The 17,708-nt window shown below is 62.8% G+C and carries 15 protein-coding genes and 1 pseudogene; 2 read left to right on the top strand and 14 right to left on the bottom strand.

Annotated features, from left to right (window positions below; all coding sequences use genetic code 11):
- Positions 1–72: 72 nt before the first annotated feature.
- The gene (locus G0P99_RS19890) at positions 73–654 is read left to right on the top strand and encodes a carboxymuconolactone decarboxylase family protein (protein ID WP_203583178.1); all 582 of its coding nucleotides are present in this window, start codon (positions 73–75) and stop codon (positions 652–654) included.
- Positions 655–1,137: 483 nt separating this feature from the next.
- Here the strand turns inward: G0P99_RS19890 and G0P99_RS24845 are convergent.
- The 6 genes and pseudogenes from G0P99_RS24845 to gcvT all read right to left on the bottom strand — a co-directional run.
- Positions 1,138–1,434, bottom strand: a pseudogene (locus tag G0P99_RS24845) (IS481 family transposase); the annotation flags it as partial.
- A 317-nt stretch (positions 1,435–1,751) separates the two neighbouring features.
- Positions 1,752–2,603, bottom strand: a complete 852-nt coding sequence (locus G0P99_RS19880) for a MaoC family dehydratase N-terminal domain-containing protein (protein WP_203583177.1) — start codon at positions 2,601–2,603, stop codon at positions 1,752–1,754.
- Positions 2,604–2,646: 43 nt separating this feature from the next.
- Entirely contained in the window at positions 2,647–3,609 is a 963-nt protein-coding gene (locus tag G0P99_RS19875; RefSeq protein ID WP_370462853.1) for a GlxA family transcriptional regulator, read from the bottom strand.
- A 68-nt stretch (positions 3,610–3,677) separates the two neighbouring features.
- On the bottom strand, positions 3,678–6,536 hold the full coding sequence (gene gcvP, locus G0P99_RS19870) for an aminomethyl-transferring glycine dehydrogenase (protein ID WP_164132216.1): 2,859 nt from the start codon (positions 6,534–6,536) through the stop codon (positions 3,678–3,680).
- Positions 6,537–6,592: 56 nt separating this feature from the next.
- The gene (gene gcvH, locus G0P99_RS19865; RefSeq protein ID WP_164132215.1) at positions 6,593–6,958 is read right to left on the bottom strand and encodes a glycine cleavage system protein GcvH; all 366 of its coding nucleotides are present in this window, start codon (positions 6,956–6,958) and stop codon (positions 6,593–6,595) included.
- 115 nt (positions 6,959–7,073) lie between these two features.
- Entirely contained in the window at positions 7,074–8,171 is a 1,098-nt protein-coding gene (gcvT, locus tag G0P99_RS19860) for a glycine cleavage system aminomethyltransferase GcvT (protein WP_164132214.1), read from the bottom strand.
- A gap of 389 nt (positions 8,172–8,560) precedes the next feature.
- Between gcvT and G0P99_RS19855 the strand changes: the two genes are divergently transcribed.
- On the top strand, positions 8,561–9,175 hold the full coding sequence (locus tag G0P99_RS19855) for a helix-turn-helix domain-containing protein (protein ID WP_164132213.1): 615 nt from the start codon (positions 8,561–8,563) through the stop codon (positions 9,173–9,175).
- A gap of 36 nt (positions 9,176–9,211) precedes the next feature.
- Here G0P99_RS19855 and G0P99_RS19850 read toward each other — a convergent pair whose 3' ends face one another.
- Genes G0P99_RS19850 through G0P99_RS19815 form a run of 8 tightly spaced genes read right to left on the bottom strand, consistent with a single transcriptional unit; the run spans position 9,212 to position 17,655 of the window.
- Complete coding sequence (locus tag G0P99_RS19850) at positions 9,212–9,589, bottom strand: cytochrome c family protein (protein ID WP_164132212.1); 378 nt, start codon at positions 9,587–9,589, stop codon at positions 9,212–9,214.
- A gap of 38 nt (positions 9,590–9,627) precedes the next feature.
- Positions 9,628–10,146: a nitrous oxide reductase accessory protein NosL gene (locus tag G0P99_RS19845; RefSeq protein WP_164132211.1), complete on the bottom strand. Its 519-nt coding sequence runs from the start codon at positions 10,144–10,146 to the stop codon at positions 9,628–9,630.
- Positions 10,143–10,964: an ABC transporter permease gene (locus G0P99_RS19840; protein WP_164132210.1), complete on the bottom strand. Its 822-nt coding sequence runs from the start codon at positions 10,962–10,964 to the stop codon at positions 10,143–10,145. The genes G0P99_RS19845 and G0P99_RS19840 overlap by 4 nt, the downstream gene beginning before the upstream one ends.
- Positions 10,961–11,854, bottom strand: coding sequence for an ABC transporter ATP-binding protein (locus tag G0P99_RS19835; protein ID WP_164132209.1), 894 nt, complete (start codon positions 11,852–11,854; stop codon positions 10,961–10,963). The genes G0P99_RS19840 and G0P99_RS19835 overlap by 4 nt, the downstream gene beginning before the upstream one ends.
- Positions 11,844–13,100 (bottom strand): nitrous oxide reductase family maturation protein NosD, encoded by a 1,257-nt coding sequence (locus tag G0P99_RS19830; RefSeq protein WP_164132208.1) that lies wholly within the window; start codon positions 13,098–13,100, stop codon positions 11,844–11,846. Before G0P99_RS19830 ends, G0P99_RS19835 begins: the two co-directional genes overlap by 11 nt.
- 3 nt (positions 13,101–13,103) lie before the next feature.
- A complete protein-coding gene (gene nosZ / locus G0P99_RS19825; protein WP_164132207.1) occupies positions 13,104–15,011 on the bottom strand; it encodes a TAT-dependent nitrous-oxide reductase in 1,908 nt (635 codons plus the stop codon).
- Between the two features lie 14 nt (positions 15,012–15,025).
- A complete protein-coding gene (locus G0P99_RS19820) occupies positions 15,026–17,203 on the bottom strand; it encodes a NosR/NirI family protein (RefSeq protein WP_164132206.1) in 2,178 nt (725 codons plus the stop codon).
- Entirely contained in the window at positions 17,194–17,655 is a 462-nt protein-coding gene (locus G0P99_RS19815; RefSeq protein WP_203583176.1) for a DUF2946 family protein, read from the bottom strand. The genes G0P99_RS19820 and G0P99_RS19815 overlap by 10 nt, the downstream gene beginning before the upstream one ends.
- Between the last annotated feature and the right edge of the window lie 53 nt (positions 17,656–17,708).

Genomic DNA, 17,708 nt, shown 5'->3' with positions numbered 1-17,708 from the left:
CAGTTGAAAATTCTACTGTGAATTAGGGTGATTTGCCTCATATCCTGTAACTGCAACTGGAGGAGTGAAATCATGAGTGCGTGGATTGAAATGGTTCCGGACGAGCAGGCAGATGGTCGGCTTAAGGAGATGCTGGACAACGCGCGCACGCCGCACGGGACGGTCGACACCGTCATGCGGGTGCATTCACTCAGACCGGAAACGATGAACGGGCACGTGACACTGTATCGCTCAGTGCTTCATTCGAAAGACAACGTGCTGCCGTTCTGGTTCCTGGAAGTGGTCGCAAGCTACACATCGATCCTGAACGACTGCACCTATTCGCTGACGCATCATTTCATGAATGTGCGGAACTTGCTGCGAGATCAGAAACGATCCGATCGGATATTTCTGGCTCTCAAAGCGCACCGCCCGGAAGAGGAGTTTTCGGGCAAGGAACTTGCCTTGCTGCGGTACGCCGGGAAACTGACAACTTCTGTCGGAAAGATGGTCAAATCCGATTTCGAAGCCTTGAAGATCGCCGGATGCGACGACGGGGAAATCCTGGAGGTCAATCAGGTCTGTGCGTATTTCAACTACTCGAACCGGTTGCTGAATGGGCTTGGAGCGACCACCGAGAGCGATGTGATCGGATACTATAAAGGAGACGATTGACCACGCCCAACCGGACCACGCTCTCGGTTTCTCCCGGCGGGCGGCGCGAGTGACGGCGTCGGGTCGCACAGCCGAACAAAGTGCCCAATGCGGATTCCAACTGTAATCCAGCGACGATCCAGGTTAACATAATCATTCTTATGCCGAAATCTTGCCTGGATGGAGTGCTCTGCCCTGATGTGCGACTCTCCCGGGGATACAAACAGGTTACAAAAAAGGAAAACTTCAGTTTGGAGTCGCTTGCGCACTACTGTCGACGACATAGTGGTGCAAGATTGAAGGCCGGTACAAGCAGTTACAGCGACGAGTTCAAGCGCGACGCGGTGCATCAAATTACGCTACGAGGCATCTGGTGGATCGGATTGAGGATGAGTCGATCTGGATCTGAAGTCGAGATTTTGCAAGTGTACTCGTACGGCGTGAGGCCGCTAAGCGTTTCGAGCCTGCGTGCGATGTTGTACGCTGCCATGTAGTCGCTGAAGGCAACGCTGAACGCGTCAGGGGCGGGATCGAAGGCTGAAGAACATAGAGACAGTCGTCCAAAGTCAGCAGTGTGTGCCGACGGAATGCAAACACCCTCGCCTCCTCGGCCGCGCTGAGAACGGTCGGGCGCGGTTCCTTCGGCCCCACTTTGCGATCCTCGACCGTCTCGCGCTCGAGCCCCTTCGACACAGTCTTTGGATCGATCCCGAGTTCCCGGCTCAGCACCACGGTAGAAGCCTGTGATCGCTGTATCGCAGCTCGGACTGCGAGCGTAGTCGTGCCGCTGCCATGACGAATTTATCCCATAATGCTTCCTGTCATTCCGGCGTATGGATCACACCATCAAATCATGGGATCAAACACCTGGCACACGCTGGTAACGGCCCTATTGTCGCCTCGTGCTCTTCGCTGGAGGCAAGCGTAAAAAAACGCTGCTGGCTCGTTTATCCGTGAGTGCCTAATAAAAGCTGAGCCTAAAAAGCCCTTGCAGCATTCATGGCTTTGGAATTGTTTCCACCATCCCACGCGTTCGGTTCTATCGTCCGCTATCCCTATAGCCGATCAAACCTTCCCACCCAGCCGTGAAAAACACCTTTTTTCCCAAAATCCGCAGGTTAGCCAATCGTAGCACGGGCCTGCATCGCCAGGGCGCCGTCGTGCCGCCGGGCCCAAAGCCGGAAGGTCTTGCCATCCGCCTCGGCGGCGCCATGCACCGAAAATTCGGTGGTGTCGAACACAGTGGAAACGGCACGGAATTCGAAATCTCGCACGGTGGCATGCGGTTTCTCTCGCCGCAGCAGGTCCAGCAGCAGCGTGGCCAGCAGCGGGCCATGCACGACCAACCCCTCATACCCTTCAGTGGTGACACAGAACGGTTGGTCATAATGGATGCGGTGACCGTTGAAGGTGAGCGCGGAATAGCGGAACAGCATCACCGGGTCGGGGTGGATATCTCGGGCGAAATCCCAACTGTCCGGGGCCGTGGGTGGCGGCGGCACCGGGTCGGCAGGGCGCGGAGCCTCGCGGTAGACGATGTCGTGCTCTTCCTCGACGCACAGGGTTTCATTGTCGAACACCTGATGCCCGACGGTGACAAAGACAAGCTGGCCCGTCCGCCCCTCTTTCGGCGCGACCGAACGGACGGTGGAGACCTTGCGCAACGCGCGCCCGATCTTCAGCGGCTCAAGGAACCGCAACCGGCTGCCTGCCCACATCCGGCGCGGCAAAGGCACCGGCGGCAGGAAGCCGCCAAGGGCGGCGTGCCCGTCATACCCGGCATCAGAAAGTTTGTAGACCGGCAGGAAATACAGCCAGTGCCAGAGCGGTGGCAGATGCGATCCGTCAACATACTCGGGATCGTCACGATCCAGGGTCGCCGCCAGGGCATTGGCGGGAAAGGGGGCAATGCGCTCGCTGCGCGTCTCGCTCCGCCCGATCCAGGCGGTCAGGTCCATTATCTCGGTCATGAGCAAAACTTGTGCTGATCGGCGCCGGGCCTGTCAACGGGGATCAGGCGGCGCCGCGAAATGCCTGCTGTCTGAGGGTCTGCGGGCTGACACCATATTCCTTGCGCACCCAGCGGGCGAGGTTCGAATGGGTGCCAAACCCGGTGGCCAGAATGATCTCGGACAGGGGCAGGCTGGTCTGGACGAGCAATTGCTGCGCCCTTTCGATCCTGAGCGCCCGGTAGATGGTCAGGGGCCCTTCGCCGATCAGATCGAGAAACCGGCGTTGCAGCTTGCGGGTGGACACGCCCTGATGCCGGGCCAGTTCACCGATCTTCATCGGCTGTTCGATATGAGCCTGCATCAGCGACAGGCAATTGTCGATCAGCCGGTCGCCACGCGCCTTTTGCAGCAGCCCAAGAGACAGGCGGCTGTGCCGGTTGGGCTGGGTCTGTTTCAGGCCAAGATAGGTGCCAAGCGCATGGGCGGCAAAGGCACCGTGATCCTGCGCGATCAGCTCCAGTATGACCGGCAAGGCGGCAAAGGCGCTGATGGCGGTGGAAATGCAGCCGTTTTGGGTTGTCAGGTCGGACCCATCGCCGCAATCCAGCCCCTCTTCCCGGGCGGAGGCAGAGAAGTTGGGATGAACCGCCATGGCCCGGCCCTGCGCCAGCCCGGTATCACCCAACAGGAACACCGCGCCGCCGATCAGTACGGTGCGCGGGGCCAGCGACAGGATACGGTGGATCCGGGCGGAGTCCTTGTCGGCGACGGGCCATCTCTTGTGGATGTCGCCCATGAAGATAACCGTACGGCGCTGCCATTTGCGCGGGTCGCCGCCCGGTTGGGCCGAGAGCCGGTGCACCGAGATGCGATAGGGCTTGCCCGGGAGGATCTCGTTGGCGGCCCGGAAAAGATCGGCCAGCATTCTGGCCGAAGAGGGCGCGGCGCCCTCGGGCAGGATGATGTCGATATGCCTGGGCGGCTCGGGCAGGCCAGTGGCCCCGGTGGATGCGCAACAGGTCACATAGCCCTCCCTCTTGCGTCTGGCCGCGCCTGTCTGGTACGGGCGCGGCCGACTTTGGCTGTGTCGCCTTATTCGGCGGCTTCCTCATAGGCGCTCATCGGCGGGCAGGTGCAGATCAGGTGACGGTCGCCATAGGCGTTGTCCACCCGGTTGACTGCGGGCCAGTACTTGTCGACGCCCAAATTGCCCGGAGGGAAACACGCCTGTTCGCGGCTATAGGGCCGGTCCCAGTCCCCCACCAGATCGCGCACCGTGTGAGGGGCGTGTTTCAGCGGGTTGTTCTGGGGGTCGATCTTGCCGTCGATGATATCCTGCGCCTCGGCCCGGATCGACAGCATCGCCTCACAGAACCGGTCAAGCTCTTCCTTGGGCTCGGATTCGGTCGGTTCCACCATCAGGGTGCCCGCCACCGGCCAGCTCATCGTCGGCGCGTGAAAGCCGCTGTCGATCAGGCGCTTGGCCACGTCGTCCACCGTCACGCCGCCCTCGTCGTTCAGCGGGCGGGTGTCGAGGATGCATTCATGCGCCACCCGACCGGTTTCCGAGGTGTAGAGGATCGGATAGGCGTCCTTGAGCCGGGCCGCGATGTAGTTGGCGTTCAGGATCGCGACCTTGGTGGCCTGGGTCAGACCGGCGCCCCCCATCAGCAGCACATAGGCCCAGCTGACCGGCAGGATCGAGGGCGAACCGAAGGGCGCGGCCGAGACCGGGCCTACGGCGGTGCCGTATTCCGGATGGCCCGGCAGATGCTCGGCCAGATGCGCCTTGACCCCGATCGGACCCATGCCGGGACCGCCACCGCCATGTGGAATGCAGAAGGTCTTGTGCAGGTTCAGGTGGCTGACGTCGCCGCCGATGTCACCCGGCCGCGACAGCCCGACCATCGCGTTCATGTTGGCCCCGTCGATATAGACCTGGCCGCCATGTTCGTGGGTGATGTCGCAGACCTCTTGCACGGTGGTTTCGAAAACACCATGGGTCGAGGGGTAGGTGATCATGCAGGCCGCGAGATTATCCGAATGCTCGATCGCGCGGGCGCGGAAGTCGGCGACGTCGATATTGCCCTTGTCGTCGGACTTGATCGGCACGACCTTCCAGCCGACCATCTGGGCCGAGGCCGGGTTGGTGCCATGCGCCGAGGTCGGGATCAGGCAGACGTTGCGGTGTCCCTGGCCATTGGCAACGTGATAGTTGCGGATGGTCAGCAGACCCGCATATTCGCCCTGCGCACCCGAGTTGGGCTGTTGGCTGATCGCGTCATAGCCAGTGATCTGGCACAGCTTGTCGTTCAGATCCGCGATCATCTCGTGATAACCCTGCGCCTGATCGTCGGGGACGAAGGGGTGCAGGTTGCCGAACTCGGGCCAGGTGACCGGGATCATCTCGATGGTGGCGTTCAGCTTCATCGTGCAGGATCCCAGCGGGATCATGGCGCGGTCAAGCGCCAGGTCGCGGTCCGCCAGACGGCGCATATAGCGGGTCATCTCGGCCTCGGCCCGGTTCTTGTGAAAAATGGGGTGGGTCAGATAGGGGCTTTCCCGCAGCGCGTAGTCCGGCAGGTGATAGCTGCGGTTGGCGACGCTGTCGTCCTTCTTGTCGATGCCGAAGGCACCCCAGACCGCCTCGATGGTCTCGGCGCGGGTCTGCTCGTCGAGCGAGATGCCGATCCGGTCTTCACCCACCTTGCGCAGGTTGACGCCCCGGGCAACGGCGGCTTCCATCACGGTTTTCTGGAGCGGGCCGACCTCGACGGTGATGGTGTCAAAGAACACTTCCGGTTCCACTTTGAACCCGGCCTCGACCAGACCGTCGACCAGGCGCGAGGTCTTGCGGTGCACCGATTGCGCGATGGCCTTGATCCCGTCAGGGCCATGATAGACGGCATACATCGAGGCGATGACGGCCAGCAGGGCCTGCGCGGTGCAGACGTTCGAGTTGGCCTTTTCCCGGCGGATGTGCTGTTCACGCGTCTGAAGCGCGAGGCGATAGGCCTTGTTGCCACGCGCGTCGATGCTGACACCGATGATCCGGCCCGGCATCGCGCGCTTGAGCTTGTCGGTGGTGGCCATATAGGCGGCGTGCGGTCCGCCGAAGCCCATGGGCACGCCAAAGCGCTGGGTCGAGCCGATGGCAATGTCGGCGCCCATTTCGCCCGGGCTTTTCAGCAGGGCCAGCGACAGGATGTCGGCGGCCACGATGGCGATGGCGTTGTGTTCGTGCAGCGCCGCGATTTCCTTGGTGAAGTCGCGCACATGGCCATAGGTGCCCGGATACTGGAAGATCGCACCGAATACGGCGCCGGCCTCCAGCTCGTCAGGATCGGCAACCTTGACGTCGATGCCCAGAGGCTCGGCGCGGGTCTTGATCACGGCGATCGTCTGAGGGTGGCAATTCTTGTCGACGAAGAAGGCGGCATTGTTGGCCTTGGACCGGCCGCCGCGCTGCGCCATGGTCATCGCTTCGGCGGCGGCGGTGGCCTCGTCCAGAAGCGAGGCATTGGCCACGTCGAGCCCGGTCAGGTCGCTGACCATGGTCTGATAGTTCAACAGCGCCTCAAGCCGTCCCTGGCTGATTTCCGGCTGATAGGGGGTATAAGCGGTATACCAGGCCGGGTTCTCCAGAATGTTGCGCAGGATCGGCGCCGGGGTGGTGGTGCCGTAATAGCCCTGGCCGATCAGCGAGGTTAGAACCTTGTTCTTCGAGGCCACCTGTTTCATGTGATAGAGCGCGTCGCGCTCGGTCATGGCCGGACCCCAGTCCAGCGCCTCTTTCTGCCGGATCGACGGCGGCACGGTGGCGTCGATCAACTGGTCGAGCGTCTTGAAGCCGATCACCTGCAACATATCGGCCATCTCGCGCGGGCTGGGCCCGATATGGCGGCGGTTGGCGAAATCGTAGGCTTCGTAATCGGTGAGTTTGAAGGCCATGGCTCTGGGTCCTCGTCAGGCGGTGGGAGCCGCCGGCAAGGCCGGCGGCCGGCGGCTTAGCCGATCATGTCGTTATAGGCGGCGAGATCCATCAGCCCGTCAAGCTGCGACGCATCGCTGAGCTTGATCTTGTAGATCCAGGCGTCGCCCTCGGGGCTTTCGTTCAGGGCGCCGGGATTGTCGGCCAGTTCCTCGTTCACCTCGACCACCTCGCCATCGACGGGGGCATAGATCTCGGAGGCGGCCTTGACCGACTCGATCACGCCGATCTCGTCGCCTTGGGCAAATTCGTCACCGGCTTCTTTCTGTTCGATGAACACCACCTCGCCCAGCTGATCGGCGGCATGTTTGGTGATGCCCAGCGTGGCGATCTCGCCCTCGACGCTGAGCCATTCGTGGTCTTCGGAGTAGTAGATGGTCATGTTTGTCGATCCTTCGGATGGTGTATTTCGGCTGCGGCAGGCGGGGGCAAGGTTTTGGAAAAACCTTGTGGACAAAGCCTTAGTCAAGGCTTTGTACCCCTGCCTCTGGCAGGGGCTAGCGTTTGTAATTCTGCGCGACGAAAGGCAGCGCGACAATTTCGGCAGGCTGGACCTTGCCCCGGATGATCAGGTTGACCTTGCCGCCCGGCGCCGCGTGGGCGCTGGCGACATAGCCCATTGCCACCGGCGCGCCCACCGTGGGGCCGAACCCACCGGACGTGATCTCACCGATTGTGTCACCGTCAAGGTTCTGGATCTCCACATGCTGGCGGGCGGGTGCGCGACCTTCGGGCTTGATGCCGACCAGCTTGCGCGAGGCGCCTTTGGAGATTTCCTTCAGGATGCGCTCGGCGCCAGGAAATCCGCCCTCTTCACGGCGGCGTTTCTGGATTGCCCAAAGCAGGCTGGCCTCGATAGGTGAGGTGCCGTTGTCAATGTCGTTACCGTAAAGGCAAAGCCCGGCCTCTAGCCGCAGGCTGTCGCGGGCGCCCAGGCCCGCCGGCTCGCAATCCTCATGCGCCAGGAACAGGCGCGAGATACGGATCGCTTCACCCTCGGGGATCGAGATCTCGTATCCGTCCTCGCCGGTATAGCCCAGCCGCGAGATGCGGCAGTCTACACCGTCAATCTCGCCCAGCATCGTCTCCATGAATTTCAGGTCCCGCGCGGCGGGGCAGAGGCGGCCCACCACATCCTCGGCGCTGGGACCCTGCACCGCGACCAGCGCGCGGTCGAAGATCTCGGTCACCTCGACCCCGTCCAGATGCGCCGCCATATGCGGAATGTCCTGATGGCGCAGCGCCGCGTTCACCACCACAAAGAAGTACTCGCCCGCATTCGACACGATAAGGTCGTCCATGATGCCGCCCTGGGCATTGGTGAAGAAGCCGTAACGCGCCTTGCCCTCGGGCAAGGTCGAAAACACCTGCGGGCAGAGCTTTTCCAGCTTGGCGCCGATGTCGTTTCCGCGCAGGATCACCTGCCCCATGTGGCTGACATCGAACAGCGCCGCCTTTTCGCGGCACTGCTTGTGCTCGCCCATGATCCCCATCGGGTATTGCACCGGCATCTCCCATCCGGCGAAATCCACCATCTTGCCGCCGAGTTCGACATGCAGGTCATAAAGCGGTGTGCGTTTGGGCGTGTCAGTCATGATCTGGTTTGTCCTTGGTCCAGGGGCTCGCGCAGGGCACGCAAAGGGAAAGGGTTGCCGCCCCACCCATCCCCATACCGAAGGGAGAGGAGGAGAGAAGCTTTGGCACGCAGTTGTCGGCAGGGCGGCAAGGCGGACGGAGGGGTGGCGGGGCGCGAAACCGACACATGGCAAGAGCCATGGCCCATTTCACCGATCAGTATCGCAAGTGGCAGGCCCACCGGATCCCCCTGAGTTTCACCGTGCGCCCGTTCTGTATCCCATGGCGCACAATCTTGATGTCTCGTATAGGAAACTTTTCCCTTATTGGCAACAAAAGATTTGATTTGGAAAATTCGAATACGTTAGGGTTGTCGGGCAAGCGAACCGAAGAAAACAGGGGAACGCGGATGGAGCCGGTTCAGACAGAAGACGAAGGCCTGAGCGTCGAGGGGCTGGAAGCGCCCGATGGCGAAACCCTGGGCCGGATGATTCGCGAGGCGCGCAAAGACAAGGGCTTGACCCTGGAGGAAGTGGCCCGTGCTGCCGCCATCGGCCGGTCGACCCTGTCCAAGATCGAGAACAACCAGACACGCGCCAGTTTCGACATCATCCGCCGCCTGATGCAGGCACTGGAACTGGAGACGCCGCAGCTTTTCGTTCAGTCGGGCAAGAGCGACATTTCCGGCCGCCGCGATTTCACCCGCAAGGATCAGGGCGAACATCAGGTCACCCGCACCTATGATCACGAGCTGTTGTGCACCGAACTGACCAGCAAACGGATGCTGCCCTATATCAGCACGATAAAGGCCCGCGATGTCAGCGAATTCGACACCTGGGTGCGCCACCGGGGCGAAGAGTTCATGTTCGTGCTGAGCGGCGAGGTGACGCTCTATACCGAACATTACCGCCCCTTGCAGATGAAGGCGGGCGACAGCGTCTATTACGACAGCGGCATGGGGCACGGCTGCGTCTCGACCAGCGAAGAGGACGCACGCGTTCTTTGGGTCTCGCTGGACGGCTGACGCGGGCGGCGGGTGAACCCGCCGCCCGGTAACCGGTCAGAAGCCTTGCAGGTAGGCGATGACGTCTTCGATCTCGTCTTCCTTCTTGAGCCCGGCAAAGCTCATCTTGGTGCCCTTCATGAAATCCTTGGGCTTGGCAAAGAAGGCGGCCAGATTTGCCTCGTCCCAGACCAGACCGCCGGCTGCGGCCTCGGTCAGGGCATCGGAATACTTGAACCCTTCGACCTGACCGGCGGCTGCTCCGACGATACCGTTCAGCTGCGGCCCGACCTTGTTGGCCGCGCCTTCGCCAACCGCGTGGCAGGCCTTGCATTTGTTGAAGACTTTCTTGCCCTTGTCGGCATCGCCATCGGCAAGCGCTGGCATGGCCAGCGTCGCTGCCAGCGCCGTCAGGATCAGTCTGGATTTGAGCATCTCTCTCTCCTTCTTGGTTGAGGTTGGTCTTTTCTAGGTTACGCCGGGTTTTGCAGGGTCTGGTTCAGATCGACCGGCCCCAGCACCTCGGCCTCGGGTATGTCGTCGAGCGACAGGATACGGCCACCATAGCGTGCGACAAAGGCCTCGGCTGCCGTCTGATCGGCAAAGGGCACAAGTTCCGGCGCGCCCATGCCACCGGCGACACCCGCCCCGACGACAAATAAAGCTGTATTGGCCGGGGTCCAGTTCATCGAACCCGGTTCCGCCCAGCTAACGGCCGCGCCCATGTCGCTGACATAGACGGCGGTAATCTCCGCCTCGCGTTCGGGGCTTTTCAGATACGTGACCAGATCGCGGACCTGGGCGAAAAAGATCGGTGCGGGATAGCCGTCGAGGTGGATCTGCCCCTTGGGCCCCCCATGTTCGGCCACGTTCATCTGGCAAAAGTAGCTGAGCGCGGCCTCGGTCAGCTCCACCGGGGCCGGTGGCGCCTTGGCCTCTTCCTCCCTACAGGCAGCAAGGGCGACCAGAGCGATGAGAGCGAGTGTTCTCATGGCTCGACCCTCCGGAAGGCCGCCCAGGCCAGGACAAACCCCAGGACTGGCCAGACCAGCAGCGACACCGGCGCAGCCCAGACCGGCAGCGCCTGTGCGGCGCCGGTCATGCCCGAGGCCATGGCAACCCCTTCGGTCGCGGCGATGTTCCACAAACGGAAAGCGTCGGCCGGGTTGGCCACCATCACCCACGGGAAGACGGAACGGGTGAAGGTACCGCCCTGATCCATGACTACGGCCCCCAACAGCCCCAAGTCATAAAGGACGACAAAGACTAGCCAGAGCCCGGCCGACAGACCTGCCGCAGCCGTGGCGCCCCGTGCCAGGGCCGACAGCAGGTATCCAAGCGCCAGGAACACGGCGCCCAGCAGGATCGAGGTTAGGATGAGACGCAGAAGCGCCATCAGGCTTTCAGGCCCTGCCCCGCCGAACCAGGCGGCAACCGCGCCCGCGGTGCCAAAGCCCACGGTCATGGCAAAGGCCAGCGCCGCGAGATGGGCGGTGAACTTGCCCAGCAGAATCTCGCCGCGACCCGAGGGATAGGACAGGAGCAGCGCCAGGCTGCCCCGGTCCACGTCGCCCGCGATGGAGTCAAACGAAATCATCAGCGCAAGGAGCGGCGCGAGATAGACGCTGAGCGTCGTCATCGAGGCGACCGAGACGGTCAGCATGTCCACGCCCAGCGTGCCAGTAGGCGCGCTGCCCGCGAATGTCAGGGCCAGCGCGAACAGCACCATGATGAGCGTCGCCACCAGCAGCCAGCGGTTACGGCGCAGGATCAGCATTTCGGCCCGGGTGATGGCAAGAAAACGGGTCATTGCACGGTCTCCCTTGCATAGTGGCGGTAAAGGTCTTCGAGCTTGGGCGGGGTCATTTCCAGATCGGCCACCGCCTCGCCCATTGCGGCGATGCGGCGCAGCGCCTCCATCTTGTCGGCGGGCGAACACAGAAGCTCGACAGAGGCGCCGTTGACACGGTTGCCGCCCAGCCGGGCGGCCAGCGCATCGGCGTTTTCGCGTGCCCTTACCCGCAGGCGGATCGGCAGACCCGCCAGCGCCGACAGGTTGGCCAGCGTGTCGTCGGCCACCTTGACTCCCTTGCGCAGAATGGCGATGCGGTCGGTGCGGGCCTCGACTTCGGTCAGGGCATGGCTGGCGATCAGCACTGCAGCCCCCTGCCCTGCCAGTTCGTCGATGATGGCATAGAGATCCTGCCGCGAGATCGGGTCGAGCCCCGATGTCGGCTCGTCCAGCAGCGCCACGCGGGGTTTGCCCAGCAGCACCTGCGCCAGTCCCAGCCGCTGCCGCATCCCCTTGGAATAGGTGCCGATGCGGCGGTCCAGTGCGTCGGCCAGGCCGACCCGTTCCAGTAGTCCGGGCACATCGGCCCGTTCGCCGGACAGGCGGGCAAAGAGCGTCAGTTGCTCGCGCCCGGTCAGGGCCGGGTGGAAAGACACCGCCTCGGGCAGATAGGCGGTATCGCGGCGGGCCTGGGCGCTGCCGGGGGCAGCTGCGCCGATGCGGATCGTGCCGCCATCGGTCGGGATCAGGCCGAGGATGGATTTGATCAGGGTCGATTTCCCGGCGCCGTTATGTCCCAGGAGCGCCACGCGCTCGCCGGGGGCGACATGCAGGGTGATATCGCTCAGAACGCGGATTGGCCCGCGATCCTTGCATAGGGTTTCGATGGTCAGGGCCTTATCCGTCATGAGGCACCTTTTTCAATGCTGGGGGTTTTGGGGCTTTGATCAGGGCGTGGCTGTCGATCACGCCGCCGGGCAGAAGGGCCGGAAAGGCGGATTGCGACCAGCGCACCAGCTGCACGGCAGGGGAGCCGAGCAGCAGCTTGGCTGCAGGTTGGGTCCACAGCACATGGTCCATGCTATCGTTGGGGCGATAGGGGGCGTCGGCAATGCCGTCGCCGTTGACGTCATAGGCGGCAAAGTCGGACCAATAGTTGCCGCGCCCGTCCTCGGACCACTCGACCCATTTGGTCGAGACATATTTGACCTGGGTCCGGTTGCCGACAAAGGCGTTGCCGACGATCCGGTTGCGCTCGGATCCGGCGGTGAAATGGATGCCGATGCCGCAGCCTTCGAACCAGTTGTCGGTAAACTCGTTCTTGTTGGCATTGTAGAGGAAGGTGCATTTCTCTTTTGCCCCCTTCACCACATTGCCCGAGATCACGCTGTCATTGGCATAGTTCAGCATGACCCCGTGTTCGCGGTCGCCGATCGAGACATTGTCGACCACCTTGACCCGGCTGGTGAACATCACCGCATAGCCCAGGTCGTTGCCGATCGAGACATTGCCCGAGACCTCGGAATTGTCGGCATACATGTAATGCACGGCAAAGCGCAGATCGCGGAACAGGTTGTCGCGAAAGATGTTGCGGCGCGAGGAGTTCACGAAGATACCGTCGCGCCCGTATTGAATATCGTTGCCCTCGACCACCGCGCCTGGGGCGTTCCAGACATAGACACCGTTGCCGCGCGCATTCATGAGGCGGTCCTGACGGCCCTCGATCCGGTTGCCTTTGACCAGCGCATCCTTGGCGCCGTGGATATCGACGCCGTAAAGATTGCCGATCAGCACGTTGTTTTCCACTACTGGTGCGCTGGCGGTCTTGGTCAGCTGGATACCGCTGTCGATCCCGTCATGGTCCGAGCCGGAGCCGATCACGGTCAATCCTCGCACGGTCACATCCGGGCCGGTAACAGTGATCACGCTGCCCGCGCCCTGCCCGTCGATAGTGGCCTGCCCCATCCCGTCAAGGGTGACGGGCCGGGACAGGACCAGGGTTTCGGCATAAACGCCGGGCGCCAGGCGGAGGGTGTCACCATCCGCCGCCTGGGCCAGTGTTTCAGAGATGGCCCCCGCCTGGTTGGGCACGTCCCAATCCGCCGCCCAAAGGGGCGTGGCAAACAGGGCCGCAATCAGCAGGGGCCAGCGCATGATTTATGCTCCCCGCGGTTCGACAAACATCCGGCCGCGCATTTCCATGTGCAGCGCGTGGCAGAACCACTGGCAATAGAACCAGTGCACGCCCGGACGGTCGGCGATGAAGGTGACCGAGGCGGTGGCCTGCGGTGCCACTTCCATCGCGATGCCAAAGTTGGCCATGCACAGCCCGTGGGTCACATCATCCACATCGTCGAGGTTGGTGACATAGATCGTCACCTCGTCGCCCTGTTTCACCGTGAACTTCTCGAGGCTGAAGGTCGGAGCGACCGAAGTCATGTAGACCCGCACCTTGTTACCGTCGCGGATCGGCTCCTCGGCGCCTTCCTCCAGATCGACGCCATCGGCGGCGGCCTGCTGGCGGGCGTCTTCCCACATCGGGTCGTTGCGATCCCAGACGTTGACCGGGTTCACCTTGGACCGGTGCACGATGATGCTGTCATGCGGCTCGGCAAAGGTCGGACCGTCATGCACCACGGTCATCTTGTCGCCGGAGATGTCGATCAGCTGCTCGTTCTCGGGCTTCAAGGGGCCGACGTTCAGGAACCGGTCCTTCGAGAACTTGTTCATCGAGATCAGCCATTTGCCGTCGGCCTCGGCGGTTTCGCCCATCGAGGTCGAGTTGTGGCCCGGCTGATACTGCACATCGACCTTGTCGAGGATCGGGTCGACATCGGCACCGGCATAAGCCTCGATTGCCTTCTGGATGTCCCACTTCACCACCTGGCTGTCCAGGAACAGGGTGGTATAGGCGTTGCCCTTGTTGTCGAACGCAGTGTGAAGCGGCCCAAGGCCCAGCTGCGGTTCGGCCACGATGGCCGAGCGCGGATCGGCATTCTCGGTGAACAGCGCATCGACCTTTTCGACGTCGATCACCGAGACGGTGGGCGACAGCTTGCCGTTGATCATGATGTGGCGCTTGTCGGGGGCGGCGTTACAGCCATGCGGGCTGTTGGGGATCGGGATATAGCGGGTATAGTTGTTGCCCGCGCCCTTGCGCCCGTCGACAACCTTGACACCGTTCAGCTCCTGATAATCGCCCGCGGCGATGCCGGCCTCGATTTCCTTGAGGTTGAACACAACCACATGGTCCAGCTCGTTCTCGGTCATCTCGGCCAGGTTCATGCCCATTTCCGAGTTGTACGAGGTCGAGAAGGCGTATTTGCCCTGATAGTCGCAATCGGTGTTGTCGAGGTTGCCCGACACGATCACCTGCCAGGCGATTTCCATGCTGTCACCGTCGATTGCGGTGAAGATGTTCACATACTTGTCGGGCTCATCCAGGATCTTGCCGTCATTGACCAGCGGCGCCTCATGCTCGCCATTGGCAAAGACATAGCCGGTGCGCGGGAATTTCTGCGGACGCAGGCCGTGGATGTCATGCGCGTTGGGGATCTCGATGATCTTGTCGCATTTCATCACGTCGCAGCGGACGCGGGCAACCCGGGTGTTGGCCTTGTCGTTCATGAACAGGTAACGGCCGTCATAGGTGCCATCGGTGAACGACATATGCGGGTGGTGCAGGTCACCGTTGTCATAGGTCTTCTTGCCGTTGGCGGCCAGGTATTGCTTGGTCTCGGGCAGCAGGCCCTCGGTCAGCACCTTGAGCGACTCGTTGGTCTGGCCCCAGCCGGTGGCCGAGCAGCGGTTGAACACCGGCACCCGCATCAGCTCGCGCATCGAGGGGATGCCCAGGATGCGCAGCTCGCCGGTCTGGCCCGAGGACCAGAAGCCGTAATATTCGTCCAGCTCGCCGGGTTCGAGATTGGCCTTGGCGGCGGCAGAGGCCTCGCGCGCGGTCATCAGGGTGGCCCCCAGCCCGGTGCTGGCGAGAACGGCCCCGGTAGCTGTCGCGCCCAACAGGCCGCGGCGGGTGACGCTCAGGTTGTTTTCGTGGTCCGACATGATCGTTCCTCCTTTCAGGAAGCTTCTTGCGGTTTGGCGTTTGGATGGTTCGCCGGTGGGTGTCCGAGGTTCAGTTTCGGATCGACCGTCCCTGTGCGCGCCCGCCGCTTGATCTGGCGGATGACGACGGGGCATTTGGCCTCGGACTGATAGAGCACCTGGCAATGCAGGCAGGTGATGCATTCGTTCGGGTTGATCTCGCCCGTGGGGTGGATCGCCTGAACCGGGCATTCGTTGGCGCAGGTCTGGCAGGGGTTGCCGCAATCCTTGTAGCGGCGCAGCCAGTCGAACATGCGGATGCGGGCAGGGATCGCCAACGCTGCGCCCAGCGGGCAGAGATAGCGGCAATAGAACCGTTCGATGAAGAGGCCGATCAGCAGGAGCAGCAGCGCAAACACCACGAAGGGCCAGTCGCGCATGAACTTGAGGATGATCGCGGTCTTGAACGGTTCGACCTCGGCATAGGTTTCGGCCAGCGGGATCGAGACAAAGCTAAGACCGAAAAGACCCAGGAAGATCATGTATTTGATAGGCCAGAGCCGCTCGTTCAGCCCCCAGGGAAGGGTCCATTGCGGCAGGCGCAGGGCGCGGGCAACCTTGTTGGTCAGCTCTTGCAGCGCGCCAAACGGGCAGAGCCAGCCGCAATAGGCGCCCCGGCCCCAGAAGATCAACGCGGCGGCCACGGCGAACCACTGGATAAAGACCAGCGGGTCGAGCAGGAACGCATCCCAGCTGAAGCCCGTGCGCAGGCTGCCGGCAAGTGCCATCAGGTTGACGACGCTCAGCTGGGCATTGGCGTACCAGCCGATGAAGAACAGCGTTGCGGTCAGATAGGCGATCCGGAACCAGTAGAAGACGCGGGCATTCATCGTGGCCTGGAACTGGAAGAAGAAGGTCGCGGTCAGTAGCAGCAGCATCGCGCTCAGGATGCCGATTTCGACGGTGCGGTCCTTCCAGATCCGTTGCCACAGCGCGGCCTTGGCGGCGGCTTCGTCACCCGCATCCTCAACCACCGCCGGGGCGGCGGCGGGCAGCAGGAAGCGTTCCGGCAGGCGGTAGCCCAGATCGAAGGTGAGGAAGCTCTTCTCCACCGCGCCCACGGCGCGCTGCACCAATAGTTGCAGGCGGAAGGGGGCGGCGGGGTCGAACTCGGCATCGGCGGGAATCTTGAAGAGGTCAAGCTCGGTAAAGCCGGGCGCATCCTCGGCCGCGAGCGCGCCCAGACGGCGTTGCTGGCGATCAAAGAAGCGCACCGCGCTGTCGCCCTGGATCAGCTGGATTCGGTCGAAGATGCCGCCGCGCACATAGCCCGAGCCCTTGAAGCTGTAGGCGCCGCGCCCGAGCACCAGAATGGCTTGTTCGCCGGGCTCCAACCAGTTGACAAGATTGGCATATTCCGCCTCGCCCAACAGGGTGCGGCCGATCTCTGGGACCGAGACCAGGGCCAGATGCATGTCGATGAACGTGTCCTCGGGCGCGCCACGTTCGCGGCGCCGTTTGGCGCGTTCGTCGCCTGTGGCGTCAAACGCGGCATTGATCTGACCGATGTCCAAGGTCATCCGCCGCACCGAGCCGTCGCCCGACAGGGTGAACCAGTCGCTGCTCCCGGTCTGGCCCATGTCGATCTCGCGACGCGGGCCTTCGGGGGTGGCGGGCGACAGGCCGCCCAGACCCAGCGCGCGGGCCACCTTGAGCCCTGCGCGCACCAGGCTGTCGTCGATCACCATGATGGTGACGGTGGCGCCTGAGATGATGTCGAGATCATGCCCCTCGCCGCCGGTCTCGGCTTCGCGTTTCAGGTCGAGACCCTTGTAACCTTCGGTCAGGGCGACCATTTTCGAGTTGGGAATGCCAATAAGAACAATGGGTTCCGAGTGTTCAACCAGTTTGACGCCGGTCAGGATGGCATTGGCGTCGATGGCCGCGACCACGTGAATGGGCTTGCCCGAATAGCCGGTCGTGCCGACAAAGTCAGAGGTCAGGAAGGCCCAGGCGACAGGCTCGCCGCCCTTGAGCACGGGGGCGACCTTTACATCCTCGCGCACCGGGCCAAAGGCGTCGGCGCCGGGGGCGAGGTCGGATGGGGCGATATCGGGAAGGAAGCTGGCCAGGCTGTCGGCGCGGGCGGTGACCGCCAGCAAGCAGGACAGGGAAAGAACCAACAGGAATTCAGCTGCGCGTTTCAGGACCATGGCGCACCTCCGGTAATGTGGATTGACGCCAGGACCGCGCGGGGAGCGCGGGCAATTTTATCTTGGGCCGCGACCGGGGGGCCGCGGGTTTCGGGCCGCAAACGAGGTGAATTGACCGTTTTGTACAGCGGTTTCAGGGCCCATTGACCGTTTTGTACGCCTTGGAACAGCGCCCAGACGGGCAGATCGGGCAGCGGGGCCGGACCGGTCAGGGCGCAGAGCGCGCAGTCGGCGCAACGGGGGCAAGGCGCGTTCCGGTCAGGGGTTTCGTCCTCGGTCACCTGAACCCAGACCGCGCCGCCTTCGGAACAGATCTCGATCCAGTTGCCCTGCCCGGCCTGCGCCAGTTGCGGCGCCAACAGTTGCAGCACCATCAGCAGGATCGCGGCACAGCCCGCCAGCGCGCGCAGGGCGCGGTGGGACAGGTTTGCGGATCTGTGCCGGCGGGACATGGGGACTCCGACTCGGGGTTTACGGTTGTTCCGAGTTCTAGAAGCCGGGGCGG

It is taken from the genome of Ruegeria sp. PrR005, assembly GCF_010500245.1.
Lineage (GTDB): Bacteria > Pseudomonadota > Alphaproteobacteria > Rhodobacterales > Rhodobacteraceae > Ruegeria_B > Ruegeria_B marisflavi.
This window is presented reverse-complemented; position numbering and strand designations above follow the sequence as displayed.